A 25,331-nucleotide genomic window follows, 5' to 3' on the forward strand; every position below is an offset into this window, starting at 1 on the left:
TGGTGAGTCCGAGAGAGGCCATTCGCCCGGGTGGGCGCAGTGCCAGGGTGCAGAGCGCCGTACACGACGCGACCCGTGAACTCCTGGCCGAGGTCGGCCGTGCCGAACTCACGGTGCCGATGATCGCCGCCCGTGCGGGTGTCACCAGCTCGACGATCTACCGGCGCTGGGGCGATCTGCGGCAGCTGCTCTCCGACGTCGCCGTCGAACGGCTGCGGCCCGAGACGCCACCGGAGGACACCGGTTCGCTTCGCACCGACCTGCTGCGCTGGGCCGAGCAGTACCTGGAGGAGTCCGGTTCGCCCACCGGCAAGGCCTACCTGCTCGACGTGCTCGCCGCCAACGCCGACCCGAGCAATCAGTTCCAATGCTCCCGGTTCAACCAACGCCAGATCGGCCACATCGTGGACCGAGCCATCGCGCGCGGAGAGCCTGCCCCGGAGGTGGACACGGTGTTGGATCACGTCGTCGCCCCGACCATCTACCGAATCCTGTTCGGCACCGAACTACCGCCGGTCGAGTGGGTGCGCGGGTTGGTCAGCTCGGTGCTGGAGGGGCTGACAGTGAAAGAGGTGCGTTGAGCAGTAGCCTGTGTGGTCTCACAAGGTCTCGGCGATAGCCTTTGCGATCGTCTGAGCTGATTCCTGAGCTTCGATGGGGGACATTGGTACCTCTTGATCGGCGGAGCGATCTTCGCCACTGAACGAGATGTTGATAAGCAAATTCCGATCGCGAATGATTACTCGGGCGCCAGGAAACGGGCCCTCTTCGTCGTGCCAATAATGCGCCTCATCGGCGACGTAGTGCAATTTTCGGACTGTTGACGATATTTCGGCCTCCTCAACTTGATCGGAATACATCGTAGTCGCGTGAAGGATTGGTTCCCTGAATAGATCTGATTCGGGGAGCATCAAGTATCTGGCTTGAATAAAACGTCGAGAAGGTCCCTCGATTTTCGTATTAGTGGCAAGAAAATTGGCGGAGCACTGCATTGTTGCGGGGCGGTCGTCCTGAGGTTCGCTGTCTTCGCTGTGTTCGGAATTGTGTCGCTCTTGATTGTATAGGTCTCCCGTGGTATTTGAGATCGCAATCTCGATGTCGTTGAGGCAGCTACTTGGAAGTTGGTCTCGGGCGTTGACTGCTTGTTCTCCTGTGCACGCAGTCAGGGTCACCGATATGAGTGCAAGAAGAAGCCTGCTTCCTATTTTATGCAGATTTCGGACATCCATTATTTGCATACTTTTGCATTTTTCTTCGAACTCGTCACTGTGCGAAGCGGAACGGTGAGAATTCATCTCGGGTTGACCGTCCAATTCTCGCTTGGCGTGGCATTGCTTGGAAGCGCGTCGGGTATCCGGATATCGTCTGCCTGGCTGATTAGGGCCTGCCCGGTTTGCGCGTAATCTCCAAGCGTTTGTATTGCCGATTGCAGTAGATCGGTCGTCGCCCCAGTGAAGGCTGCCAGTGCATCAAGGATTGCGCCACATACCGCGCCCCAGAGGGACATCCAGTTCTGCGCTGCGGATCCTGCTGCCTGGAGGATCTCTGTCGCACACGTGCCAATGAATTGAATACCGCTCATGTAGGTGCTATCGACAATAGCTCGTAGCTCTCCTACGAGGCCACCCATATTTTTCATGACAGTGTAAGTGTGATCGATAATTTCTTCCACGTGTTCGACGTAGGAGTTGAACGATTCGAACGCCGACCCGCTCCAGTAGGCTGCCAGGTTGAGTCGGGTGCTAAGCATTCCCTGGCGGGCATCATTGATGAGGCTGCCGGCGTCGGAACTCCAGACGGTCGCTATATCGGTGATTTTATTTGGGTTCCCAAGGCAGTTTTTTATCTGCTCAATCACCTCGGATACGATCACTTTTTGCGCGAGATGCGCCCAGTTGTTTACTACAGCTGCGGCATTGTATGGAAAGTTTTCGTCTGCTCCCTCGGCCCTTCCGTAGCCGGGAACCTGTACCTCGATTAATCCCATTTTAGAAGTCCTATCGATTCATCTCGTCGTCTATGTAGCCGAGTTCGGTATAGAATTCCGCGTCTCTTGATTCGTAATCATCGGCGACGTTCTTGAGGCTTTCTGCGGCATTGTTCAATGCTTCGAATCCAGATTGAAGTCGATCCAATACCGTATTTAGAGCCGTATTGTATATATCTGGGATATTCTGCTTTACTCCTAGGTATCCCAGATCGTTTTGCTCCATGTGTTGATTGGACAGTTCGGCTTTCGCATCTGCCCACGAATCTGCGACATAATGGAGCTGTCGTACGTTTTCGCGTAATGCATCCGGCACCACATGGTAATCCACGATCGTCCTCCTAGATTTCCCGTGCGCGTCTCTCGGCGCGTTGGATCGCTGTCTTCACCGCATCGGCCAGCGCCGTTTCGTTCGTGTAGCGCAATGCCCGGACATCGAGGTCGACCGTGCTCAGCTCGCCTTGGCCGTTGACGGTGAGTGTGCCCAGTCCTGAACCGATGGCCTCGGTATACGTGGCCGCTGCCCGCTCCTCTGCTCGGACCCGAGCGGCCTCCGTTGCTGCCTCGATCTCGGCGACCAAGGCTCGAATCCTGTCGTGTGTCATCAGAGCTGCCCCTCTGTCGTGGGCTCGGCAGGGAATATCCCCGGCATCAGATCGTGGAAGGCCTTGCGGTTCTCCTCGGATGCCGCTGCCCGTGCGGTCCTGACCGCCTCGGCGATCTCCGTGCCCAGCTGGCCCGGGTGCGAGGTCCGCAGCGAACCGGGCTCGATGCGCAGGTCTTGGAGCAGCCCTTCACCGTTCACCACAGCCTGCACCCGCCGTTGAGACGACCATCCCTCCAACTGTCGGGCGCGGAGCGCTTCGGTACGGGCCTGCACCTCCAAGCGCTGCGCGTTGATCTGTTCCTGTGCGCGCCCGAGATCGGCGAGGCTGCTCTCCAGAGAGCGGCGGAGGCCGGTGAGTGGATCGTGGGGAGGTGGTGCAGTCATGATCGACAACTTAACAGCGTCCTCACGCTGTGTTGCATCGCGAGGACGTTGTGCAGTCTTTCTCACTTCTCGGCGCGCTGGGTATCTGGCGAGCTGCAGTCTGCTCCGCGCGGGCGCGCGTGTATCACGAGGAACCGACAGTGGCGGGCGTTGGTGGCCGGCGGTCTGCCGCGCTGACTCTTCAGTGCCCCACAGCGAAGCCTGTTCACCCCGCTTCCGAGCGCGTATGGTCCTACGAACCATTTTCGGTCCTCACATTCTCGATAGGTGATCTGGCGGCGACATGAGCGTGGTTCTCGGGCTGATCGTGCACGTCAAGCGACGTGCCGTTTTCGAACAGGCGACCCGGATGCTGACCGGCGTGAACTGGGAATGGGTCATCTACGACGAGGAGGCCGAGATTCGCGGTCTCGTCGCCGAGTTGATCGCCACCCGGCACGTCGACGGGGTTCTGCTCGGCCCGGTGCCCTACGACGCCAGCCACGACGTGCTGCCCGAGGAATTACCCGCGGTGGTGATCCGGCCCTCCGCGCTCGATCTGGCCCTGGCGTTCTCGCTGGTACGTGCGCGATATCCGCAGGTGGGGCGCATCAGCGTCGACACCTTCGACCTCGATGCCGTCGTCGAGGTGCGGGCCGCGCTGGGGCTGTCCGCCGAACGCGTCGCCGCCCTGCCCTACGCGCCGGGACAGCGGACCGCCGACATCGTCCGACATCACCGACGGGTACTCGCCGACGATCCGGATGGTGTGGTCATCACGATGCGGATGGAGGTTCGGCGTCGGCTCGCCGGCGAGATCCGGGTACTCAGCAGCCAACCGGTGCCCTCCACGATCCGCGCCGAGCTGCACGAGTTGACCCTGCGCATCCAGTCACACCGGGCCAACGCCTCGCGCTTCGCCGCCGGGGTCTTCGTGGTGGCGGAGCAATCCAGGGAGGTGGACGTCGACCGCGCCAGGGTCGGATTGATGAACCTGCTGCTCAACAGCCCGGAACTCGCCGAGGCCTGGGTGGAGAACAGGGGCAGGCGCGGCCTGGTGGTCTTCGCGCATCGCGCCCTGTTCGAGCGGATCACCCACAACTGGATCGCCGTGCCGATACTCAGCCAGGCCGAGACGCTGCTCGGAGTCCGGGTGGCGGCGGGGTTCGGCGTCGGCGGCTCGGCGCGGACTAGCGTCGCTTTGGCGGAACGGGCCGCGACCAGGGCCGAGTCGGAGGGTCGGGCCTGTGGATATCTCGTCGAGGACAACGGGGTGATCATCGGTCCGATGGGCCAGGAGGGCAGCCCGGTCGCCTTCACCTACCGGGATCACGGCTCGCACATCGAAGGGCTCGCCCGCAGCGTCGGACTCAGTCCGGCCACGATCTCGCGGCTGGCAGCGGTGGAGCGCCATCAGCGTGGCCAGGCGATCTCGCCCGGCGAACTCGCCAACGTCCTGGGTATCACCGACCCCAGCGGACGCCGGTTGATCCGACGCTTGCACGAACGCGGCCTCGTCATCCCCGAGGGCACCGCCCAGACCCACCGCAAGGGCAGGCCGACGAGGCTGTATCGGCTGGCGATCGACGCCGCTCTGGCGTCGGCCGCCGACGCGCAGCCCGCCGACCCGACCTCGGTGGAACACCGGATCACGGAACCGGCGTTGCCGCAGATCGACCCGGCGGACATCGGTCCGATCGCGGCCGACTAGCGGTCGCTTCAACATTCGGCGGTCCGTCGGTAAGCGGTCATTCCACCATTTACGAACCATGCGCCATAAATGAAAGGCATGCCGCCGAACAGGTGTCTTAATAGTCATTCGGTGTTGCTTGCGAGTAACCCCGGAGTTTCGCCTGAATCGTGGAAGTCCGGGCAGACGGGCGATTCGACGACATATTCGTCCGACACCGTTGACTTGCCTCGAACCATCGGGCATCGTCTCCCGCAACCACAAACGGACCATTAACGAACCTTGATCGTTGATCGGTTCGGAACGTGGCCACCAGGTCGGCGGGACTTCGTAGGAGGAGCGGTGGCATGGACCGAAGAAGCCTGCTGAAAGCAGCAGCTCTGGGGCTTGCGCTGCCCGGAATCGCCTCGCTGACCAGCTGTGCGGGCCCCCGCAGGAGAGGAGCCGTCCGGTTCGAGGGCTGGGACTACGAGGCACAACTCGTGCAGCAGAACATCGATCGATTTATCCGGATGAACCCGGATGTCGAAGTCGACTATGCGCCGATCACCAGTGCCCAGTTCATTCAGAAGCTCACCGCCGAGTTCATGGGTGGTGGCGGTCCCGATGTCCTCTACATGTATGACGACTCGCTGGCCAGTTCGGTCGAGGCGAGATATCTCCAACCGTTGGACGAACTCGACGGAATCGATGGGGTCTACGACAAGATCTATCCCTCGGTCGCCGAGGCGATGACCTATCAGGGCAAGCGTTACGGCTTGCCCTATTACACCGATTCGCAGGCTTTGGTCTACAACTCCGACATCCTGGGCCAGGCCGGGTTCGATACGCCGCCGACCACCTTGGACGAGTTGGAGGAACAGGCGCTGGCGATCAAGGACGCGGGCCTGTTGGAGCATCCGATCGGACTGCCCGCGCAGCTGTCGGACACCGCGTTGATGTGGATCTGGGCGTTGGTCTACGCCAACGAAGCGGATCTGTTCGACGAGGAGCTCCAACCGGTGATGAACCAGGCCGGTTCGATCACCACCGAGGTCCTGGAGTGGCTGCGTCGGGTCAGCGCCGACTCGCAGGTGTTGGACCCGGCGTCCGTGCAGACCCTGCCCGTGCCGATGGACAACGCGATGATGGCGGGCCAGTACGCGTTCTCGATCCAACCCAGGTACTCGCTGCGCAACTACAACGACCCGGCGGTCTCCAACTCGGCGGGTGTCCTGCACCTGGCCGCGATCCCGAGCCTGGACGGTCGAACCGAGGGCACGGTCAGCAACTCGCGGATGTACTGCCTCAACCTGGAGACCGAGGTCCAAGAGAAGTCCGAACGCCTGTTGCACTACATGGGTGGCCTGGACGACGACGGCGAGCCGTACACGGCGCGGTTCTGGTTTCTGGAACGCGGACTCGGCTACGCCTTCGAGGATCTGGCCGAGGACCCGGAGATCGTCGAATCCCTGAGCACCTTCGCCGACCCGGAGACCTATGCCTACCTGGCGAGCGTCTCGCGGGCGCGCAGCGTGGTGAAGGTGCCCTGGTACGCGGAGTTCGAGGCCTCGTTGCAGCGCACCGTGCAACAGGTGCTCACCGGTGACCGCTCCCCGCAGGAGGGCTCGGCCGAACTCGAACGGTCGGCACGATCGCTCGCCCAGCGTTACGAGTAGGAGGCGACATGGCCAGCCCCGCTGCCCCGAATCCGGCCCCGGCGAAGCCGCCGAGCGCCGCCGGGCCCCCACGCAAGGGCAAGAAGTCGCTGCGCTACCGAATCGGCCACGGCGCCAGCGACACCGTCCGCGCCTATGCCCTCAACGCTCCGGCGTTGATCGTGCTGTTCTCGCTGGTCGCCTACCCCATCGGCTATTCGCTGTGGGTCAGCCTGCACCAGCAGAACCTCAAACGACCGGACGACACCGAGTTCATCGGACTGCAGAACTACATCGCTCTATGGCAGGACCCGACCTTCCTGAGTTCGCTGCGTACCACCGGGTTCTTCGTGTTGTTGGTCGTCTCGATGACCGTGGTCCTGGCGATGGTCCTCGCGCTGGTGCTTAACGAGAGTTTCCTGGGGCGCGGCGTGCTGCGCAGCCTCGCGCTGCTGCCGTGGGCGATGCCGGGTGTGGTCAACGGTCTGATGTGGCGGACGATCTTCGACGCCAATACCGGGGCACTGAACGGGTTGCTGACCCAACTCGGCCTGATCGACAGCTATCAGGCGTGGTTGTCCTCGCCATCGGGCGCGTTCTTCATGACCGCCTTCGCCCAGGTGTGGAACACGTTGCCCTTCGCGGTGATCCTGCTGTTGGCCGGGCTGTCGACCATTCCATCGGACCTGTACGACGCGGCGCGGGTCGACCGGGCCGGGGTGTTCCAGCGCTTCCGGCAGATCACCCTGCCGTGGCTGCTGCATCCGCTGTTGATCGTGTTGATCCTCGAGACGATGAACGCCTTCCGGGCCTTCGACACGATCTACGTGCTCACCGGCGGCGGTCCCGGCGACGCCACCAGCATCATCGCCGTGCTGAACGTGCGCACCGCCCTGACCTACACCGACTTCGGACTCGGCAGTGCCTATGCCTGGGTGATCACCGCGTTCACGCTGGTCATCTCGGTGGGTTATGTCGCGGCGCTCTACCGGAAGGGGAGTTTCGAGGTATGACCACCCCGACGAGCACGCCGCGCTCGGGCGCCACCCGACCGGAGGAGAACCGCGTCCGGACACCGGTTCGCCGTGTCCCGCTGCGCTACCGGGTGCCGTGGAAGAAGATCGTCGTCTACACGCTGGCCGCGTTCTTCGCCCTGTATCTGGTGCTGCCGTTCTACTGGATCTTCGCGATGAGCTTCATGCGCGAGGTCGACGCGATCGCCGTGCCGCCCAACTGGATTCCGCCGCACCCCACCCTCGACAACTATCTGAGCTTCCTGCGGCCGGACGACAGTCAGGCCCTGGTCGGCGGGCGGGCCATCCGGGAGACACCGTTCGCACTGGGCAACAGCATGATCGTGGCCACCGCCACGGCACTGCTCAACCTGGTCTTGGCCGTCCCCGCCGCCTACTCGTTCTCCCGGCTGCGGTTCACCGGCGGGAAACTGCTGCTCATCGGCTACCTGATCACCCGGATGGTGCCGAGCATCGCGATCATCATCCCGTTCTACCTGATGATCCGGTCGCTGGGCCTGCTGGACACCTACTGGGCCCTGATCATGTCCTACCTGACCTTCTCCCTGCCGGTGACGATCTGGGTGCTCAAGGACTTCTTCCGCGCGGTGCCGCGAGAACTGGAGGACGCGGCCCGGGTCGACCGGTGCGGCTGGTTCCGCACCATGTGGTCGGTGTTCCTTCCGGTGGCCGCACCCGGTCTGGTCGCGGCGGCGGTGTTCTCCTTCATGACCGCGTGGAGCGAGTTCATGTTCGCCCTGTTCATGACCTCCACCGAGGCGGCCAAGACGATGCCGGTGGTGGCGGCGAACTTCGCCACCGACATGAACACCCAGTTCACCCTGATGGCCGCAGCGGGAGTGGTGGCCGTCGTGCCGCCGCTGATCCTGGTGTTGATCTTCCAGCGGTTGATCGTGCAGGGCATGGCCGCAGGTTCGGTCAAGGGATGACCCGCCAGATGCACCGACCGGCTCGGACGAGACGAGGAGACGACTAGATGGCACAGGTCCGATTGGAGCGACTGCGCAAGAGTTTCGGCGACAATGTCGTCGTCGACGACCTCGACCTGACGATCGCGGACCAGGAGTTCCTGACGCTGGTCGGTCCCTCCGGCTGCGGGAAGTCCACCACGCTGCGGATGATCTGCGGCCTGGAGAAGCTCGGTTCCGGAGAGGTCTACTTCGACTCCGAGCCCGTCGGCTACCTGCCCGCCAACAAGCGCGATGTGTCGATGGTCTTCCAGAGCTACGCGCTCTACCCGCACAAGACGGTCGAGCAGAACATCGGCTTCGCGCTGCAGATGATGCGGGTGCCCAAGAGCGAGATCGGCGAACGGGTTCGCAAGACCGCCGCCTCGCTGGGCATCGAGAACCTGCTCGGCCGCAAACCCAGAGAGCTCTCCGGTGGCCAGCGGCAACGGGTGGCATTGGGGCGGGCCATCGTCCGCGATGCGGGTGCCTACCTGCTGGACGAGCCGTTGTCCAACCTGGACGCCCAGCTGCGCGGCGACATGCGGGTGGAGCTCAAACGCCTGCATGCCGACCTGGCCAGGACCTTCATCTACGTCACCCACGACCAGGTCGAGGCGATGACGATGTCGGACCGGATCGCGGTGATGCAGGGCGGTGTCCTGCAACAATGCGCGCCGCCGGAGGAGATCTACGGCAAGCCGGCGAACATGTTCGTCGCGCAGTTCATGGGTTCGCCGCCGATGAACTTCTTCACCGGCGGGCTGACCGACGTCGAGGGTCGACGCACCTTCCGCAGCCCGGCTGCCGTGCTGGCGTTGACCGAGGAGGCATCGCGTGCCGCCGAGGACTTCCCGGCAGGCGAGGTGGTGCTGGGCATCCGACCCGAGGACGTGATCCTCGGCGAGCCCGGAGATGCGGACGCCGCCGACTCGCTACAGGGCACCGTGTTCGTCGCCGAGCCATTGGGCGCCGATGTGCTGGTCACCGTCGATCTCGGCGGCGAACTGATCAAGGCACGGGTGCCCGCGCCGTTCCGGGTCGGCATCGACAAGGCCGTCCCGGTGCGGTTGCGCGCCGACCGCGCCCACCTGTTCGCCAAAGAGTCCGGTGCGTCGCTGTTCTCCCCGAGCCAATGGGCGCCGCAGCCGACGCCGATCGCGCCCGCGTCCGACCGGCCCACCGACAGCTGAGGACACCCCGCCAACCAGCCCGAGTCATCCCGAACGACCCACACGAACCCGCAACCGACATCCCGGCGTGGCCGAGGCCACGCCGGAGCGGTGAGGAGGAAGGCGATCGTGAACGACACTGGGAGAAGCCGGTCGAGCACTCTCGAATCGGCGATCATCGACGTGCCACGCCCGGCGGACTTCGACGAGTTCTGGGCGGAGTCGCTGCGGCTGCTCGACACCGTCGACGCCCGGCCGAGCTTGAGACACCTACCCGAGCGCTCCACCGAACGAGTCGACGTCTACGAACTGCACTACTCCGGTTTCCACGGGGTCCGCATCGCCGCCTGGTGCACCATGCCCGCCGGTCGAACCGGTCCGCTGCCCACCGTGGTCCACATACCCGGCTACATCTCCGAACCGTCGATCATGAAGTCGTGGTCGGAACGCGGCTACCTGACCGTCGCGCTGGCCCCCCGGGGCAAACTGCGGTCCAACGACCTCGTCAACCCGGGCTATCCGGGTCTGCTGACCGCCGACATCACCGACCGTTTCACCTACGCCTACCGGGGTTTCTACCTGGACGTGATCCGCGCCTTGGACGTCGTCGCCGAGCTGGAACAGGTCGATGCCGAACGGATCGGCGTGTGGGGTTCCAGCCAGGGCGGCGGCCTCGGCATCGTGGCGGCGGCGCTGCGGCCGAACATCGTCCGTGCGTTCGCGGCGGGAGCCCCCTATCTGTGCGGGATCATGGAGTCGGCGCGGCTCACGCACTCCTATCCCTACGAGGAGATCAACGAGTTCCTCCGCGTTCATCCCGAGGCCGAGGCCGAGGCCACGGAGACCGCTGCCTACTACGACGGGATGAACTTCGCCCCGGCCGTGCGGGCGCCCTCGCTGGTGTATCTCGGCCTGGAGGACGACGTCTGCCCGCCGGAGACCGGCTTCGCGGTGTATCGCGAACTCGGCGGCGTCAAGGAACTGCACACCTATCCGCGTTGCGCCCACGATGCAGGCCTGCGCTGGGTGATTCCGAAGGTGGAGGCCTTCCTCGACGGACATCTGAAGCAGGCAGCCGAGAGGGACGGAGTGAACGCGTGAGCGAGTTCGACGAATTCTGGGCGAGGTTGGACGACGACCTCGCCGCGTTTCCGGCCCGGCCGCTGATCGAGCCGGTGCCCGCCAAGACGACCGAGCACTTCACCGGCTACGAGATCCGCTTCAGCGGGCTGGACTCCTATCGCCTCTTCGGCTATCTGAGTGTGCCGACCGGGCCCGGCCCGTTCCCCGCCCTGTTGGAGGTACCCCGGTACGGCAGCGTCAACCACGCCCCGCACTACAACGACCGGCTGCGCTACGTGGTGTTGACGCCGATGCACCGGGGCCAGCGGCTGGCGGACAGCCCGTTCAAGGCCGCCTACCCGGGATTGTTCGCCCTCGGTATCGAGAACCCGACCACCTACGTCTACCGGGCGATCCTGGCCGACGTGCTGCGCGCCGCCGAGATCCTGGCGGCCCGCCCGGAGGTCGATCCGCAGCGCATCGGGATCACCGGCGACGACCTGGTGCTGACGACGGCGGCCCGTAGGCCGGTGTTCGCCGCGGCGCGGGTGACGGGGCCGTTGTTGCACGACGCCATGGCTCGGCGCAGCACCACGGGCGAATACCCGCTCGAAGAGCTGAACGATCTGTTGCGGACCACCCCCGAGCTGTCCGAGGCCGTTGCGAGGACCCTCGACGTGTTCGACCCGGTGCACCACGCGGGCGCGGTGCGAGCGCGCACGCTGTTCAGCGTCCCCAGCGGCGGTTCCCCGTGGACCGAGAAACTGACCGGCGCGCTCGGGTCCACGTTGGACACCTACCGGCTCACCGACGAGGATTCCGCCGACGCCTTCGCAATCGACGAATGGCTGGCGGAACGCCTCGGCGTCGAGCCCCTGTCCCGGTTCATCGCGGAAGTGCCATGACCCCGGCGGACCCGTACTCGACGGCCGATCCCGACGGTCCGCCGCCCCGGCTGCGGGATCTCGGACTGTCACCGGTGATCAACGCGGCGGCCACCCTCACCAAGCTCGGCGGCTCCCGGTTGGCGCCGCCGGTGCTCGCCGCGATGGCCGAGGCCGCCGGGAACTTCGTCGACCTGCCCGAACTCCATCGTCGGGTGGGGGAGCGGCTGGCCACGGTGACCCGGAACGAGGCGGCCTACGTCACCTCCGGGGCGGCCGCCGGGATGTCCCTGGCCATCGCGGGCTGTGTGACCGGACTTGATCCGGCGACGCGGGAATCGTTCCCCGCGCGGCGGGGGACACCGTTGCCTGTCGGCTGGCGGAATCGGGTGGCGATCTGTGCCGCGCAGCGCAATCCCTACGACTACTCGGTTCGGCAGCTGGGCGTGACCGTCGATGAGTTCGATGCCGACCCTTCCTCGTTAGGTAAGGCGCTCCGTCCCGACACGGCGTGCGTGCTGTGGTTCGCGGGGGAGCACTATGCGGTGGGCGCACCGGAGTTGCCGGAGGTCATCGCCACGGCGAAGGCCGCAGGCGTGCCGGTGATCGTGGACGCGGCGGCGCAGATCCCGCCGGTGTCCGCGCTGTGGCACTTCACCGGCGAACTCGGTGCCGACGCGGTGATCTTCAGTGGTGGCAAGGGTTTACGCGGCCCGCAGTCCAGCGGCCTGGTGCTGGGCACCCACCGCATCATCGAGGGCACCCGGCTGCACAGTTCGCCGAATCACGCCTTCGGTCGAGGAATGAAGGTCGGCAAGGAGGAGCTGCTCGGCCTGTTGGCGGCCGTCGAGTGGACGGTGGCCCGGGACGAGACGGCTCTGTTGACGGCGTATGAGGAATCGGTCCGTCGCTGGGTGGACGGGCTGACCGGGTTCCCCGGCATCCGAGTGGAACGCGGCTATCCCAGCGAGGCGGGCCAACCACATGGCCGGGCGCTGCTCTGGCTCGACGAGGACTCGGGTTGGACTCGGGACAGCCTGACCGACGCCCTGTGGCGGCACGACCCGCCGGTCGCGGTCGGCGCGGCCGGTGACGCGGTGGCCTTGAACCCGCAGCCATTGGATCCCGGGGAGGATCTCGTGGTGCTCGACGCGGTGCGCTCGGTCCTGTCCGCCGGGCCTGCCGAGACCGCGCCATGATCGCGAGACCGCTCACTTCGTCAAAAGAGGAGTCACGATGACCTGGAAAGCCATCACCAGCCCCGATCTGCCCGCACCGGCAGGCCCGTACAGCCATGTGATCGACACGGGCACGCTGGTGTTCACCGCGGGTTTCGGCCCGCAGGACCCGGCGACCGGCGAGGTCCCGGAGGGGATCGAGGCCCAGACCGAGCAGGTCATCGACAACGTCGAGACCGCGTTGGCGGCGGTGGGCCTGCGACTGTCCGATGTGGTCAAGACGACCGTGCACCTGGAACGCCTGGACCGGGACTTCGCGGCCTACAACGTCGTCTACGCCCGCCGGTTCGCCGAACCGCACCCGGTGCGGACGACCGTCGGCAGCACGCTGGCCAACATCCTCGTGGAGATCGACGCGGTCGCCGTGCGCCCGAGCTGAGGCGGGCCTTCCAGCTGATCTCGGTCCCGAGGAGAGGGGTGGGACCGAGATCGGAGCCCGGGTGGGCGGGCGCCGTCGGCGACGGCGAGGCCGCATCGCGGACAGCGTGCACGTGGGGGTCACGCTGTGAGACGGCTGCCGGGCGCCGCCCCGCCCACCGGGCACTTCCTCGGGCGTGGCCTACTCAGTCGAGGAAGGCCACGACGCACACCCCCGGTACCTCGGTGGTGGCGTCGACGGGCGACAACAGACCCGATTCCGGGTCGCGCGGCAGCCTGCTGATCGCCCCGGAGTTCTGATTCGCCACATACAGGTGGTTCCCGTCCGGGCCGATGGCGAAATGCCGAGGCCAGGCCCCGCCCGTCGATTCGGTGCCGAGCAGGGTCAGGGACGCACCGTCCTCGGCGACGGCGAAGACCGCGATGTCGTCGTCGCCCCGGTTGGAGGCGTAGACGAAACGGCCATCGGCGGACACCGCGATCTCGGCCGGGAAGTTCTCCCCGGTCGCGCCCGCCGCCCGGCTGCTGATGGTCGCGCCCGTGGTGAAACCGGTCGTGGGATCCCAGGCCAGCACGGTGATGGTGGAGTCCAGTTCGGCGAGAACGTAGGCGTGGCGGCCGTCGGGATGGAACGCGAGATGTCGGGGCCCGCTGCCCGAGGCGAGCCGAAGTTGTTGATCCAGGCGCAGCGTGCCCGAGGCGGTGTCCAACGAGTACACGTAGACGGAGTCGGCGCCGAGGTCGACGGCGATCACCCGACTGTCCAGAGGGTCGATGACCACCTGATGGGCGTGTGGGTCGCGGCTGTCGCCGACGTGCTGCACGAGGTCGGTGGCCGCACCGACCGAGCCGTCCTCGGCGAGCGGATGCACCACCACCGAACCGGATCCGTAATTGGCCGCGATCAGGAACCGGCCGTCCGGATGCACGACCAGGTGAGTCGGCGCCGACCCTTGGGTCGACGCGGTGTTGATCGGCGAGGGCAACCACGGGTCGGTCAAGCTCAACGCGGTCACCGTACCGGTAGGACTCAACTCGTTGACCGCGTACAGGAAGCGCCGATCCGGAGAGAACGCGAGGAACGAGGCGTCGGGCACGCCCGCGACCGTGTCGGTGGCAGTGATGGTGCCATCGGTGTCCCGGCTGCCGACGTCGAGTCCGCGTCCCGGCGGGTCCGTCCAACTGAAGCTGCCCAGGTAGACCGGCGTGGTGTCGGTGCCCGCCACCGGGGTCGTCGGCCCGGTCGCGGGCTGCCCGGCTGCGGAATTCGTCGCGCCTGCCGCCGCTTCCGAGGTCGCCGAGAGGGACGTGAGCACGACCGCGCCCCCGGTGAGCCCCAGCGTCGCGAGGAATCGTCGTCGAGTCGTGTCGCTGTCGGACATCGTGCTCCACCGCCATCGTCGTCGAGTCAGTGCCGAGCCCATGGCACCACCCGAACGCCGATTGGTACAGACCAAAACGGGTTAATCGCAGCTGCTGGGTGGGGGAGCGGGGTTGACGATTGTGCCAATGAGGCTGCGGCGTCGACCTGGCGTAGCGAGCCGGATAACGAGAGCAGGAGGCAGCGGACGCAGGGCGCACCGTCGCCCGCATCGAGCAGTTCGAGGTCGTCGCCGGGACGGAATCTCCGGCCGCACTGAGTGATCAGCAGCTCGGCGATGGTCGGATCAGCACTGGCGATGTGCACATCCACGGTGCCCCGCAGTCGCACGAAGAATCGGAGTGGCGCGCTGGCCTGCTCGTTCTCGGGTTCTTCGGTGCGAATCGCGTGGCAGTCGGCGCAGTCGGCGAAGTGCGTTGCGGGTATACCGGGCACTGCTTCGGTGGGCGGCGGGCCGATGATCATCCATTGCCCGCACAGTGTCTCGACCCGGTCGCCGTCCGTGGGGATTGCGGCGCCCACCGCGACGACCACGGTGTGCCGGTCGCAGATCAGGCCCACCAAGGGTGCGGTGACCTGCTCGATATAACAGGGTTGTTCGGCGTATTCGGTCATCGGCGAACCCTCGGGTCGTCGAGATAACGGCGGATGCGGGCGGCTGGCAGTCGCCGCAATCCGCCGACCGGCACGAGCTGGTTGATTGCCTTGCCGTTGCTTCGGACCACGGCAAGATGTCGCGGCCGGGGGAGCGGACCGGGCCTACGGCCGCGTGCCGCCCGTCGTATCGGGAGGAGCGCATCGTTCAGACAGTCGGGACAGCGTTGCGAGTCGTAGAACGGCATGCCGATGGGCTGGGAGTTCAACGCCGTGAACACCGAGGTCACGTCACAGCGCGGCCGGATTCGTGCCTGGCCGCCGCTGGTCCAGTGCTCGTCGGCTGCGCGATGGGTGTCGCCATCGCCGACGGTGCGCACAAACCAGTGTCCGGTCACCGCAGCTCACCGAACCCGGTGCCCGCGACCGCGCTCGCCTCTGCGGGCGGGCGTTCGCATGGAGAATCGGGACGGGTCAACAGGCTGCTTGCCTTGGCGAGCATGGCGGCGAACTCGGCGATTCGATCGGCGTCGATACGCCAGCGACCCAACGGGGTTCGACTGCCCTCGACGGTAAGCCGGATATCGCCCGCGACGGTGTCGGGACGAACCGACAACCAGCGCAGCGCAAGACCACGCCCCAGCGCGGGCAGGGTGATCGTGGGTCGGGGCCGCCGAAGCCCGGCGGCGAGGTAACGGGTGTGCGCCGGGGTGAGCGCGGTGAAGGTGGGCAACCGTCGATTGTGGGCGGCCTCGATCAACACATGGGCGGCCGAGCGGTTGATCCCCACGTCGATCGACACCGGCCGATTCGGTGCCTCCAACAGCAAAGCGGGCACCGAGCAGGACCATTGCGCGGGATCGCCGAACGAGGTCATGTGGTCGCCTCCCGCGCGTCGAGTGCGCTGGCGGCGCGGCGCAACAGGCCCGCCAACGTCGCCAGGAATTCCGGACGAACCAGCCACCGGCCCAACAGATCGCCGCCCGCCAGCATCGCGATCTCCAGGTCGTAGGCAGGACGATCCACCCGTACCGCGCGGTGCTCGCCAAGGTGACGACCCGCCACCACGAGCCGCCCGCCCGATCCGACGGCGGTCGACAGCTCCAACGCATCGGCGGGGAACACCTCGGCACTCACGATCCCGGCGACCAGATGTCCACCCTCGATACGCACTCGCCAGCCGTCCATTCGCTTTGCTGCCGACACCCAGACATCCGTCTGGTGACCGCCTACCTCGGACATCCACAACGCGGGAACCCGCGCCACCGCGCTCAACGCGAATCCCGAAGCGCGTGCCGGGGCAGGGTTCCCGCGAAGGCGGTGTAGATCGGGGTGGGTTCGAAGCCCGCAGGTGGCGCCTTATCCGGGCGCGGCGGGCGAAACCGCAGTACAAGCGCCCTGCTTCCGGAAATTACAGCAATGCTCCAGATGGCAATGATGATCGCCATTACACCTCCAACTGTTTGCGCAAACGCTAGCGCCAAACTGTTTTCGCAAACAAGTCGATTCGCCCATTCGGGGGGTCAGGAGGCCGCTACCATGTCGCCCATGGCAAGACCCAAGAGCGCTCTTCTCCGTACTCCGGGTGCGCGTTCCCTCGGCAACGCGCTGCGGACGGCACGAACCAATGAGGGTGTGTCCACTCGTGAACTCGGCCGCCGTCTCGGTTCTCGGTCGGCTGCGTGGGTCCTCAACTTGGAACGCGGCGAGGTGATGATCACTCCGGAGTTGGTCGCAGCCATCGCCGGGGCGCTTGCGCTACCCGAACGGGACCGGGAACGGCTGGTGGCTCGTGCCCGTGATCTGGGCGCGTCGCCATGGACACCGAGCGCGGACCTGCCGGATCAACTCACCACGCTCATCGGGTACGAGCGTGAAGCATCGCGGATCACTGAGCTTGCTCGGATCGTGCCCGGTCTCTTGCAGACCGAGGACTATGCGCGGGCGATGATTGCAGCTCTTCCGGGGCGTTACGACGTCGATGAGCTCATCCGCGTTCGGATGGAACGACAGAGCGTGTTGACCAGCGTCAATGCTCCCAAGTACCGGGCGATGCTTGACGAATCCGTCCTCCGTAAGCCAATCGGAGGCCACGCCGTCATGGCCGGTCAACTCGCCCATCTGCTGGAGGTGGCCAGCGCGCACAACGTGGAGATCCTCATAATCGCCGATGACCAGGGCGCGTACCCAGGCATGTCGGCACCGTTCACCTTGCTGGAGTTTGAAGACACCGACCCCGTTGTGTACGTCGAGCTCATGACCACGGGGACGTGGATCAATAAGCCCGGTGACACTGTTGGCTACCTACCTGCTCTCGATAGGCTGGCGACCGTTGCGCTCTCATCGGATGAATCCATGCAGGTCGTCGCGAAGTATCGGACGCACCACGAAGGGCAGGCACCATCACCATGACTCACGGCGAACTCACCGGATGGCACAAGTCGACTAGATCGGCACATCAGGGCGGCTGCGTGGAGGTCGGTGACGCTCCTGGTGTTGTCGGGATCCGGGACACGAAGAACCGTGCCGCTGGGACGTTGGTGGTTGACCGTGTGACCTTCAGTGCCTTCCTGGATGCGATCAAGGCAGATCGGGTCGGCCGACTGTAGACAGGTCCTTCACGGGACAGACAGGGGCTCGCGAGCCGAAGCGTTCGGAGGCGGACGAGACAGCTAGCCCAACACGTAGGCGATCGCTAGCGCGATCCGTTCGATCCGGTCGATGGCGTCCGTGGCCTCCGCGTCGGTGATGCTGCGGCGTTGTTCGAGATCGCCGTCAAGAAGGTCGGCTTCGTGGGCGATCTTGTTACGACGGTCGGTGATCGCCACGAGCTGCTTCTTGAGCGTCTGCTCGGTGATTGTCGTTCGTCCGTAGGTCCATTCCTTAAGCTGGCGGGCAGCCTTCTCCCAGATGTTCTGGTTCGTGACCAGCTTCAGCGCCTCGCCGATCTTGCGCGGGTTCTGCAAGGAGGCGTTGGCCCACTTCGCCTTGACATGGTCGACGACCGCGTCAGCCAACGTGACGGAACCCTGCTGCACCGCCTCCACCTTGGCTAACGGCAGCTCGAACCTGGTGAGCTGGTGCGGCATCTCGGTACCGTCCAGGGCTGCCAGCTCGGCGACCCGCCGATACAGCTCCTCATGAAACCAATGGTCGATGGCGCTGACCGCCTGCACCCACGCAGCGCGATAGAAGTCGCCGACGTCGATGACCGGCGATTGGAACGCCGCCAGGTTCTGACCCGCGACGACCATCTTCCTGGCGTACTCGATGTTTCTGATGAACGCCTGAAACTCGCGCGTCTGCGGATGCCGGATTGCCATGAGCCGCCCCCGTCTCACTGAAATCAACCGCGTCAGATTTCCAGTGAGCACGGGGCACGGTCAAATGCATTGCCAGGTCAATCGATTTCATTGGTGGGTAGTGCATCGGTGTCTACGGAGACCTCACCACCGAGCGCTTCCGCGAGGGCGGCGAACTCCCGCAACGCCGCCTGAAGGTCCTCCACGATCTCCTTCGCGATCACCTCGGGGGGAAGGAGACTGTCGGCGTCGTCCAACGCCGGGTCCTTCATCCAGGTGATGTCGAGGTTGACCTTGTCCCGCGCGATCAGTTCCGCGTAGTCGAAGGGTTTGAAGCGCTCTGATTCCACCCGCTTACTGCGGTCGTCGGAGCTGTAGGCCTGGACGAAGTCTTCCAGGTCGGCGCGGCGCAACGGGTTCTGTTTGAGGGTGAAGTGCTGAGCGGTACGGAAGTCGTAGATCCAGACCGTCGAGGTGTTGGCGACGCCGCCGCTGCGGGGCGGCTTCTTCTCGAAGAACAGCACGTTGGCCTTGACACCGCCCGCGTAGAAAATGCCGGTGGGCAGCCGCAGAATGGTGTGCAGGTCGAATTCCTCCAGCAGACGGCGCCGGATCTTCTCGCCCGCACCGCCCTCGAACAACACGTTGTCGGGCAGAACGACGGCGGCCCGGCCGTCCATCGCCATCAGCGACATGATGTGTTGCAGGAAGTTGAGCTGCTTGTTGGTCGTGGTGGCGCGGAAGTCCTCTCGTTCGTAGGAGATGTCCTCGCGCTCGGCCCTGCCATCGGTGCCGACCACCGTGATCGAGGACTTCTTGCCGAACGGCGGATTCGCCAGCACCAGCGAGGCATGCCGGTGTGGCTTCTCGGCCAAGGCATCACCGACGGTGATCAGCGACTCTCCGTCGGCGTCGCCGATGCCGTGCAGCAGCATGTTCATCGCGGCCAGACGGGCGGTGCCGGTGACCAGCTCGTTGCCCCAGATCTTGCCCGAACCGAGCGCGAGGCGTTGATCCCGCGTCAGCTTGTGCATGTACTTCTCGCGAATGTGGTGGTGTGCGGCGATAAGGAAACCGCCGGTTCCGCAAGCCGGATCGGTGATGGTGTCCTCCGGCAGGGGCCGCATCACGTCCACCATGGCGTCGATCAGCGCGCGAGGGGTGAAGTACTGCCCGGAACCGGTCTTGGTGTCCTCCGCACCCTTGGCGAGTAGCCCCTCATAGGCGTCGCCCTTGAGGTCCGTTCCGTGGACCGTCCACTCTTCTCTGCCGATCAGATCCACCACGAGCTTTTCCAATAGCGCGGGCTCGGTGATCCGGTTCTGCGCCTTGGCGAAGATCGTGCCCAGCGTCGTGTGGGGGTTCTTCGCGAGCACATCAAGGATCTCGCGATAGTGAATCTCCAGGTCGATACCCTTACGGCGAACGAGCGATGCCCAGTTATAGGCAGCCGGAACGACGACCTTGGCTTCCTGTTCGGTGAACGGATCTGCGGCGATCTCGTCCGCCATCTTCAAGAACAGCAGATAGGAAAGCTGCTCGACATACTCGATGGTCGACAGGCCGTTATCGCGCAGGACGTTGCAGTAGTTCCAAAGCTTGGTGACCAAGGAGTTGGTCTGCGCTTGGGCCAAGGCGGGTGATGCGGTGCTCACAGCGGTAGCTCCTGCTGAACGGCGGTGGTGGAGGCGAGGGAAATAGAGGAAGATGCGGCTGAGGAGACTCGAGAGGTTGGCGCGGTAGTCGAAGTCTTGCGCCGTTTACGAATGGTCCTGGGCTTGGCGTCCTGTACTTCGCGCTCAATACGTATCCGATGGAGCAGGAGTGAGGCGGGTTCGTCGGCGGGGTCTTGGGCGACCAGGCTGCCGGTGAACGCTCGAGTGAGTAGCGATTGCCTCAAAGCTTTCGATTGTGTGAGAGCGCGCTGGGCGATCTTCGTCGTGCGATCGACCTGATCTTTCCACATGTGAAATTCTTTGAGCAGTTCGATCTGTTCGCTATGTGGAGGAATTGGAATTGGGAAGGAGGCGAGCTTCGTGCTGTTCACATTTGCTTGACCGACTTGTTGAGCGGCAACGGACCTGATGTATTGGCGTCCCACGGGGCTGTTGATGCAGAGGCTAACCCACTCTGGCTCGACGCCGTGGGCGAATTGACAACGAATCAGGTATGAGGCGAATGTTGCTGGTCCCATTGCCGAGTGGTATACTGCCGACTTGCCAACCAGTTCTGGGCTGTTGGTTCGATTGAAAAGAAGGTCGCCATCAGCGAGTAGCAACTTCGAAGAGTCTGGGTGGCTTCGCGGGAGATACTTCAGCTCACGCAGGTCGAGGCGGCCATCTTGAATATTTCCCATTCGAAGCACTGCAATATTGGGTTCGGTCGGATCACTGCTAGCTTTCGCTGAAGTTCCATATTCAATATTTCGGGTAAGTGCACCTAGCGGTGCAATCCTCCAATGTGATGGCAGGTTCACACGTGGGCTTAGAGGGGCTGGGCGCACGTCCTTTCGTCGTTTTGCATTTGGTGTGCGTTCAAGTTCATTGGCTATTCTTGTGAGAAGTTCCGTTGCTGGTTCATGGTCTTGGTTCTGAGTTGAACGTGCCCCGCTTGTTGTCTGCAGAATTGCAGATCGTTTGAGCACTTCAAAGCGGGACTGTGCGCTGATAAGATCACCCGTAGCGGCCACGATTCGAGAATTGTGGGTTTCGAGGGCCTCGACGATGCGGCGCTGTTCTGAAAGCGGGGGGATCGCTACCTGGAGTTGGTCGAATTTAGGCCGAGTGATGTGGATCATTCCAGATCCGTGACTTGACGCCAGCAGTTCGTTGATCTTGTATTCGAGTAGATAAAACAGAAAATATTTGTCGATGAATGGTCTGACCTTAAAGATGTGTTGGTTTAGGGCGGCTTCCGGTCCTCTCCAGATATGTGCACCCAGGGTGGCCGCCCATGAAATCAAGAGATCTCCGGAATTGACTTTATGACGCTCCTGCAGCTCGTCTGCGTAGTAATTGAATTTCTGTCCGGATCCGGTAAGGTTCTGGATTCGGATAATCGGGCGTCCTGAATCAGACCATTCCGACTTCTTGAATCCTCGGCCGTTGATGTATTCGCCAAGTTCTCCCAATTGGGCCCAAACCCACCCCGCCGGAAGTTCCACATCACTCAACCCGCTCAAGCCAACTCTCGATTCAACTCACTCAACAACGACCGCACATCCCGCTCCGGGAACGCGCGTTGGAACCCGAGGCCGGAACCCTTGCCCTTGAACGGCTCGGCGTTGAACTCGGCCGGGCTGATCCCGACGTCGCTGGCCACCACATCCCGGATGGAGCGTAGCCACCACAGCTGCTCGGGGGTGAACTCGGCCCCGGCCTGCTGTTGCCGCAGCAACCAGGCCTCGAACCGCTCCTCGACACTCGCCCGGTAGGGCCGCAGCTCCTGGTCGACGCCCAATTCGTAGCGGATCAGCGAGATCAGGTCGGGCACGTCAGCATCCCGATTACCGGCGGCCACCGAGGCGCCCAAATCCTCGTAGTACGCCCACAACACCTGCGGCGTCCACGCATACTGCGGGCGGCGGATCTCGGCTGCCAGCTCTTTGAGCGCGTCATAGGCCTGGCCCGGCGAGACCGATCGCGGGCTTGCCACCGCGAGGTCGACGGCGGCGATGCGGTCGCGTTCCTCACGCAGCAGCCGACTCCACCGGTCGATCTGTTCCCTGGCCCGCTCCTCGCGTGGGATCTCCGCGACCTCGGTCACCTCGACGGCGGTGAACTCGTCGAACACGTAGTCCTTGTCCCGGCGGATCTCGATGATGTGCCGTCGCAGCTCCGGGTTTTTCGTGAGCGGCGCGACGGCGTCTTCGATCAGCTTGCGTGCCGCCGCCGGGCCGCCCTCGGCCTGGGCTCGGTCCTGCCGGTCCGGGTCGGCCGCCGTCACGATGGCGCCTGCGATCTGGGAGAGGGTCCGGCCGTGTGCCGCCTTGGTGAGCTGATCGCGTTCCTCGTCGGTCAGCTGTTGGTTCAGCCGCGCCAGCCTCCCGGCCAGGATCTCGGCCTCGCTGACGTTGATCGACGCCGTGCCCGCTTTGTCCAGCAGTTTGGCCAGGGAAATCTGGCGCTCGCCTGCGGGTACCAGTGGCTTCGCATCCACCAGGGATGATTCGGTCACCCCCACCGCGTCCACTAGTACGAAGCGGGTCTTGCGTACCGAGTCGTCGGCGTCGGGAGTCACCTCCTGCAGCTCGGTCGGGTCGATCGTTCGCGCGCCTCGGCCCTTCATCTGCTCGAACAGCACCGCACTGCGCACATCGCGCAGGAAGATCACACATTCCAAGGCCTTGACGTCGGTGCCGGTGGCGATCATGTCGACCGTGATGGCAACCCGCAGCCGAGGAGAGGTTCGTAGTGCTCGAATCAGATCGTCGGGGTTCTCGCCTGCCTGCCTGCTCTTGTAGGTGATCTTCTTCGCGAAGTCGTCGCCACGACTGAAGACCTCCTTCACCTGAGCCAAGACGTCCTCGGCGTGGTCCTCACCGACGGCGAAGATCAGGGTCTTGGGCAATTCGCTACGGCCGGGGAACCAACGCCGCCAGTTGTCTCGGTAGGCGACGAGCACCGCCCTGATCTCGTCGACAGTCACGACCGAGCGGCCGATCTGCCCGGTCGTGTAAGAGAAGTCGTCGTCGAGTTCCTGGTAACGCTGCCGGCGCGTCTTGCGGTCCTTAACCCGCACCGTCGTCCCGGCGTCGATGGTGGCCCCGCCTGCCTCCCGTAGATCGGTCCGCATCCGCACCACGTCGAAATCGACGTTCACCCCGTCGCCCACCGCCTGCGGATAGGTGTACTCCGACACCAGGTTGCGGCCGAAGAATCCGAGTGCCTGCACAGTCGGGGTCGCCGTCAAACCCACCATGTGTGCGTCGAAGTATTCCAGCACGCCACGCCACAGACCGAAGATGGAGCGGTGACACTCGTCCACGACGATCAGGTCGAAGGATTCGATCGGAACCTCTTCGTTATAGTCGACCTCGATGGGTTGATCGGTCTCGTAGGTGTCTTGGTCCGTCGAGGCGGCATCGGTCTCGTCGTCGGGCAGGGTTTCCCCACGCAGTAACGAGTACATGCGCTGGATGGTGCAGATGACCACCGACGAGGTGTCCTGGAGTCCGGCGGGCCCCAGCCGGTTGATGTTGTAGAGATCCGAGAGCTTGCGGCCGTCGTCGGGCGTGGTGAACTTGCAGAACTCGTCGTATGCCTGCTTACCGAGGTTGTTGCGGTCGACGAGGAACAGCACTCGGCGTGCCCCGGCGTGCTTGAGCAACCGATAGGTCTGGGCTACTGCGGTGAAGGTCTTGCCCGCTCCCGTCGCCATCTGGATAAGACCGCGCATCCGGTCCTTAGCCAGTGAATCCTCCAGGCCGGTGATTGCGTCCACCTGGGCCAGGCGCAGGCCGTTCTCCTCCAACACCGGCAGCGTGCGTAGCGCTGCCCGCAGTGTCGGGGTTGCGGGCGACTCGTCTGCACGGCGCATCCATGCGGCGATCGTCTCCGGGCGGTGGAACCAGAACACCACCCGAGATCGGGCATCGGGGTCGAGACGGTTGATGAAGTAGGTCTCGGTGCCGGTCGTCGCATAGCGGAACGCGAAGGGTTCGTCCTCCCGCCAGACAGCCAGGCGGTGCTCTTTGAGGACACCGGCGGCATAACGGTCGTTCTGCTCGACGGCACTGGAGAGGGGGTCGCCCTCCCGCTTGGCCTCGATGACGCCGACGATCCTGCCGTCGACGTAAAGCACGTAGTCTGCGCGCCCGGTGGCCAAACCGAACTCCCTGACCGCTACACCGTGCGCTGCCCGAGGATTGACCCGATCGCGATCTTGGACGGCCCACCCCGCAGCGTGGAGCATCTTGTCGATAGCTGTGCGGGCCTGGACCTCGTTGAGCGGTGCGGGCCGTTGCGCGCGGGAGATGATCGCATCGCGTCGGACCGTGTCGACCTTGCGCGGCGCACGGCGTGCGGCGTCGTATTCGGCCTCCTGCTCGGTGCGCAGCGCTTCGACCTGCGTGGTCAACTGCTCGATCTGCCGGAGCAGCCGACTCTTGTTCGCGTCGGCGCTGGCAATCAGGTTCTCAGCCTCGGCTCGCGCTCTGCGCTCGGCCTCCAACGCCGTCGAAGACTCGGCCAGCCGCGTTCTAGCGTCGGTCAACGCCTTGCGGTGGAACCCCAAGGCTTCGCGTAGCTCAGCCAGTTCGGCCGGGTCCGTGACGTGTGCACCCGGCGCTGGATCGGTGGGAGGCACGAACTCGGCTACCGTCCGACGGCCCTCGGTGGCGTCGTGGAACCATAGCCCGAGCTTGTAACACACCCGTACCGCGCTCAAGGCCCGCGTGGTATCGAAGAGATGCCGGTGCGCGGCGACGTTGCGATCGCGCCGCAGCCGATCGAAATCCTCCCGTATTCCGCTGACCAGCACGCCTTCCCTGACCAATGCCGCCAGCCTGTCGATCTGGCGATCTCCGTCTACCCGGATGCCGATCCGGGTGATCAGTTCCTCAGCGAGCACTTCGCCGAACTGACCGGCCTGAACGAGCGAGGCATTCGGATTGCTGAAGACGGTGGCCTCGGCGAGTGCGCCGTAGACAGCCAACAACGGCTGATGCTGGTAGAGAACCGCGAAGTTCGGTGAGCCCTTTGCAAGATCACGAAGCCGGTCGTCCACGAGTCACCTCCTTGCCCGTGCAACGACTGGCGAAACCCGGATAATGCGTGTTCGCCGGTCGCGCAAGCCCCAACGCGAAGGGCCCGATCTTACTTGTGGGGAGGTATCGTCGGGCCGTATCTCTACAGGACATGTCGTGCTTCACCGCCATCACCACTGAGTTCGGTGTCAATCCGATGGCATCACCCCAACGCCGGTTCGGTGCAGACGAAGATGGTCAATCCCGTCTGCGGGCGGCGAGCGATCACCGAGGAACTGGCGGAGTGGATCCTGGATCGGCTGTGATGTCGGATAGCTAGGCGTGGGTGCAGCGCTTCGGCCGGATCTGA

26 protein-coding genes are annotated in these 25,331 nt (G+C 64.5%); 12 read left to right on the plus strand and 14 right to left on the minus strand.

Translation table 11 applies throughout. From position 1 onward, the window contains the following. The first annotated feature begins 2 nt into the window (after positions 1-2). Complete coding sequence (locus BKA25_RS10190) at positions 3-581, plus strand: TetR/AcrR family transcriptional regulator (protein ID WP_084643161.1); 579 nt, start codon at positions 3-5, stop codon at positions 579-581. A gap of 18 nt (positions 582-599) precedes the next feature. Here BKA25_RS10190 and BKA25_RS10195 read toward each other — a convergent pair whose 3' ends face one another. The 5 genes from BKA25_RS10195 to BKA25_RS10215 form a co-directional block, all read right to left on the minus strand. Continuing rightward, positions 600-1,172 (minus strand): hypothetical protein, encoded by a 573-nt coding sequence (locus BKA25_RS10195; protein WP_184285086.1) that lies wholly within the window; start codon positions 1,170-1,172, stop codon positions 600-602. Between the two features lie 119 nt (positions 1,173-1,291). Continuing rightward, positions 1,292-1,987, minus strand: coding sequence for a hypothetical protein (locus tag BKA25_RS10200; protein ID WP_157421145.1), 696 nt, complete (start codon positions 1,985-1,987; stop codon positions 1,292-1,294). Between the two features lie 10 nt (positions 1,988-1,997). Then, a complete protein-coding gene (locus BKA25_RS10205; RefSeq protein ID WP_157421143.1) occupies positions 1,998-2,318 on the minus strand; it encodes a hypothetical protein in 321 nt (106 codons plus the stop codon). Positions 2,319-2,328: 10 nt separating this feature from the next. Continuing rightward, positions 2,329-2,592, minus strand: a complete 264-nt coding sequence (locus BKA25_RS10210; protein ID WP_069850316.1) for a YbaB/EbfC family nucleoid-associated protein — start codon at positions 2,590-2,592, stop codon at positions 2,329-2,331. Next, positions 2,592-2,978, minus strand: a complete 387-nt coding sequence (locus tag BKA25_RS10215; RefSeq protein ID WP_069850314.1) for a YbaB/EbfC family nucleoid-associated protein — start codon at positions 2,976-2,978, stop codon at positions 2,592-2,594. Before BKA25_RS10215 ends, BKA25_RS10210 begins: the two co-directional genes overlap by 1 nt. A 283-nt stretch (positions 2,979-3,261) precedes the next feature. Here BKA25_RS10215 and BKA25_RS10220 point away from each other — a divergent pair, with 283 nt between their 5' ends. From BKA25_RS10220 to BKA25_RS10260, 9 genes are all read left to right on the plus strand, one after another. Further along, entirely contained in the window at positions 3,262-4,668 is a 1,407-nt protein-coding gene (locus BKA25_RS10220) for a MarR family transcriptional regulator (protein ID WP_069850312.1), read from the plus strand. 326 nt (positions 4,669-4,994) lie between these two features. Further along, positions 4,995-6,305 carry an extracellular solute-binding protein gene (locus BKA25_RS10225; RefSeq protein ID WP_069850310.1) on the plus strand — a complete coding sequence of 437 codons (1,311 nt, stop codon included), beginning with the start codon at positions 4,995-4,997 and terminating at the stop codon, positions 6,303-6,305. A gap of 8 nt (positions 6,306-6,313) precedes the next feature. Beyond that, positions 6,314-7,297, plus strand: coding sequence for a carbohydrate ABC transporter permease (locus tag BKA25_RS10230; protein WP_084643158.1), 984 nt, complete (start codon positions 6,314-6,316; stop codon positions 7,295-7,297). Further along, positions 7,294-8,247, plus strand: a complete 954-nt coding sequence (locus BKA25_RS10235; protein WP_084643157.1) for a carbohydrate ABC transporter permease — start codon at positions 7,294-7,296, stop codon at positions 8,245-8,247. The genes BKA25_RS10230 and BKA25_RS10235 overlap by 4 nt, the downstream gene beginning before the upstream one ends. A 47-nt stretch (positions 8,248-8,294) precedes the next feature. Beyond that, positions 8,295-9,458, plus strand: coding sequence for an ABC transporter ATP-binding protein (locus BKA25_RS10240; RefSeq protein ID WP_069850308.1), 1,164 nt, complete (start codon positions 8,295-8,297; stop codon positions 9,456-9,458). A 108-nt stretch (positions 9,459-9,566) separates the two neighbouring features. Further along, a complete protein-coding gene (locus BKA25_RS10245; protein WP_172803818.1) occupies positions 9,567-10,538 on the plus strand; it encodes an acetylxylan esterase in 972 nt (323 codons plus the stop codon). Then, positions 10,535-11,404, plus strand: coding sequence for an acetylxylan esterase (locus BKA25_RS10250; protein WP_069850305.1), 870 nt, complete (start codon positions 10,535-10,537; stop codon positions 11,402-11,404). The genes BKA25_RS10245 and BKA25_RS10250 overlap by 4 nt, the downstream gene beginning before the upstream one ends. Further along, positions 11,401-12,582: a PLP-dependent transferase gene (locus BKA25_RS10255; protein ID WP_069850303.1), complete on the plus strand. Its 1,182-nt coding sequence runs from the start codon at positions 11,401-11,403 to the stop codon at positions 12,580-12,582. Before BKA25_RS10250 ends, BKA25_RS10255 begins: the two co-directional genes overlap by 4 nt. 37 nt (positions 12,583-12,619) lie before the next feature. After that, positions 12,620-13,000 (plus strand): RidA family protein, encoded by a 381-nt coding sequence (locus BKA25_RS10260; protein ID WP_069850301.1) that lies wholly within the window; start codon positions 12,620-12,622, stop codon positions 12,998-13,000. Positions 13,001-13,184: 184 nt separating this feature from the next. Here the strand turns inward: BKA25_RS10260 and BKA25_RS10265 are convergent, their stop codons facing one another. The 5 genes from BKA25_RS10265 to BKA25_RS10285 are packed head-to-tail and all read right to left on the minus strand — an operon-like array spanning position 13,185 to position 16,180. Beyond that, positions 13,185-14,381, minus strand: coding sequence for a lactonase family protein (locus BKA25_RS10265; protein ID WP_069853806.1), 1,197 nt, complete (start codon positions 14,379-14,381; stop codon positions 13,185-13,187). A 26-nt stretch (positions 14,382-14,407) separates the two neighbouring features. Then, a complete protein-coding gene (locus BKA25_RS10270) occupies positions 14,408-14,995 on the minus strand; it encodes a hypothetical protein (RefSeq protein ID WP_069850299.1) in 588 nt (195 codons plus the stop codon). Beyond that, positions 14,992-15,372, minus strand: a complete 381-nt coding sequence (locus tag BKA25_RS10275; RefSeq protein WP_069850297.1) for a hypothetical protein — start codon at positions 15,370-15,372, stop codon at positions 14,992-14,994. The genes BKA25_RS10270 and BKA25_RS10275 overlap by 4 nt, the downstream gene beginning before the upstream one ends. Beyond that, entirely contained in the window at positions 15,369-15,851 is a 483-nt protein-coding gene (locus BKA25_RS10280) for a hypothetical protein (RefSeq protein WP_069850296.1), read from the minus strand. Before BKA25_RS10280 ends, BKA25_RS10275 begins: the two co-directional genes overlap by 4 nt. After that, entirely contained in the window at positions 15,848-16,180 is a 333-nt protein-coding gene (locus BKA25_RS10285) for a hypothetical protein (RefSeq protein WP_157421141.1), read from the minus strand. Before BKA25_RS10285 ends, BKA25_RS10280 begins: the two co-directional genes overlap by 4 nt. 342 nt (positions 16,181-16,522) lie before the next feature. Here BKA25_RS10285 and BKA25_RS10290 point away from each other — a divergent pair, with 342 nt between their 5' ends. Beyond that, positions 16,523-17,386 carry a helix-turn-helix domain-containing protein gene (locus tag BKA25_RS10290; protein ID WP_216637738.1) on the plus strand — a complete coding sequence of 288 codons (864 nt, stop codon included), beginning with the start codon at positions 16,523-16,525 and terminating at the stop codon, positions 17,384-17,386. Next, on the plus strand, positions 17,383-17,583 hold the full coding sequence (locus BKA25_RS10295) for a DUF397 domain-containing protein (protein WP_069850288.1): 201 nt from the start codon (positions 17,383-17,385) through the stop codon (positions 17,581-17,583). The genes BKA25_RS10290 and BKA25_RS10295 overlap by 4 nt, the downstream gene beginning before the upstream one ends. A gap of 63 nt (positions 17,584-17,646) precedes the next feature. Here BKA25_RS10295 and BKA25_RS10300 read toward each other — a convergent pair whose 3' ends face one another. The 4 genes from BKA25_RS10300 to BKA25_RS10315 form a co-directional block, all read right to left on the minus strand. Continuing rightward, entirely contained in the window at positions 17,647-18,297 is a 651-nt protein-coding gene (locus tag BKA25_RS10300; RefSeq protein WP_069850286.1) for a hypothetical protein, read from the minus strand. Positions 18,298-18,374: 77 nt separating this feature from the next. Beyond that, a complete protein-coding gene (locus tag BKA25_RS10305; protein WP_069850285.1) occupies positions 18,375-19,931 on the minus strand; it encodes a class I SAM-dependent DNA methyltransferase in 1,557 nt (518 codons plus the stop codon). Continuing rightward, positions 19,928-21,439 (minus strand): restriction endonuclease subunit S, encoded by a 1,512-nt coding sequence (locus tag BKA25_RS10310; protein ID WP_236750978.1) that lies wholly within the window; start codon positions 21,437-21,439, stop codon positions 19,928-19,930. The genes BKA25_RS10305 and BKA25_RS10310 overlap by 4 nt, the downstream gene beginning before the upstream one ends. Before the next feature lie 14 nt (positions 21,440-21,453). Beyond that, entirely contained in the window at positions 21,454-25,002 is a 3,549-nt protein-coding gene (locus BKA25_RS10315; RefSeq protein ID WP_069850284.1) for a type I restriction endonuclease subunit R, read from the minus strand. Between the last annotated feature and the right edge of the window lie 329 nt (positions 25,003-25,331).

Source organism: Actinoalloteichus hymeniacidonis (assembly GCF_014203365.1).
In the GTDB taxonomy this organism is placed as follows: Bacteria; Actinomycetota; Actinomycetes; order Mycobacteriales; family Pseudonocardiaceae; genus Actinoalloteichus_A; species Actinoalloteichus_A hymeniacidonis.

Bases quoted from the DNA above. Each gene is read 5' to 3' on its own strand.
- BKA25_RS10200 (WP_157421145.1), bottom strand. From the start codon at position 1,987: ATGGGATTAATCGAGGTACAGGTTCCCGGCTACGGAAGGGCCGAGGGA.
- BKA25_RS10210 (WP_069850316.1), bottom strand. From the start codon at position 2,592: ATGACACACGACAGGATTCGAGCCTTGGTCGCCGAGATCGAGGCAGCA.
- BKA25_RS10215 (WP_069850314.1), bottom strand. From the start codon at position 2,978: ATGACTGCACCACCTCCCCACGATCCACTCACCGGCCTCCGCCGCTCT.
- BKA25_RS10220 (WP_069850312.1), top strand. From the start codon at position 3,262: ATGAGCGTGGTTCTCGGGCTGATCGTGCACGTCAAGCGACGTGCCGTT.
- BKA25_RS10225 (WP_069850310.1), top strand. From the start codon at position 4,995: ATGGACCGAAGAAGCCTGCTGAAAGCAGCAGCTCTGGGGCTTGCGCTG.
- BKA25_RS10230 (WP_084643158.1), top strand. From the start codon at position 6,314: ATGGCCAGCCCCGCTGCCCCGAATCCGGCCCCGGCGAAGCCGCCGAGC.
- BKA25_RS10235 (WP_084643157.1), top strand. From the start codon at position 7,294: ATGACCACCCCGACGAGCACGCCGCGCTCGGGCGCCACCCGACCGGAG.
- BKA25_RS10240 (WP_069850308.1), top strand. From the start codon at position 8,295: ATGGCACAGGTCCGATTGGAGCGACTGCGCAAGAGTTTCGGCGACAAT.
- BKA25_RS10255 (WP_069850303.1), top strand. From the start codon at position 11,401: ATGACCCCGGCGGACCCGTACTCGACGGCCGATCCCGACGGTCCGCCG.
- BKA25_RS10260 (WP_069850301.1), top strand. From the start codon at position 12,620: ATGACCTGGAAAGCCATCACCAGCCCCGATCTGCCCGCACCGGCAGGC.
- BKA25_RS10265 (WP_069853806.1), bottom strand. From the start codon at position 14,381: ATGTCCGACAGCGACACGACTCGACGACGATTCCTCGCGACGCTGGGG.
- BKA25_RS10270 (WP_069850299.1), bottom strand. From the start codon at position 14,995: ATGACCGAATACGCCGAACAACCCTGTTATATCGAGCAGGTCACCGCA.
- BKA25_RS10280 (WP_069850296.1), bottom strand. From the start codon at position 15,851: ATGACCTCGTTCGGCGATCCCGCGCAATGGTCCTGCTCGGTGCCCGCT.
- BKA25_RS10290 (WP_216637738.1), top strand. From the start codon at position 16,523: ATGGCAAGACCCAAGAGCGCTCTTCTCCGTACTCCGGGTGCGCGTTCC.
- BKA25_RS10295 (WP_069850288.1), top strand. From the start codon at position 17,383: ATGACTCACGGCGAACTCACCGGATGGCACAAGTCGACTAGATCGGCA.
- BKA25_RS10300 (WP_069850286.1), bottom strand. From the start codon at position 18,297: ATGGCAATCCGGCATCCGCAGACGCGCGAGTTTCAGGCGTTCATCAGA.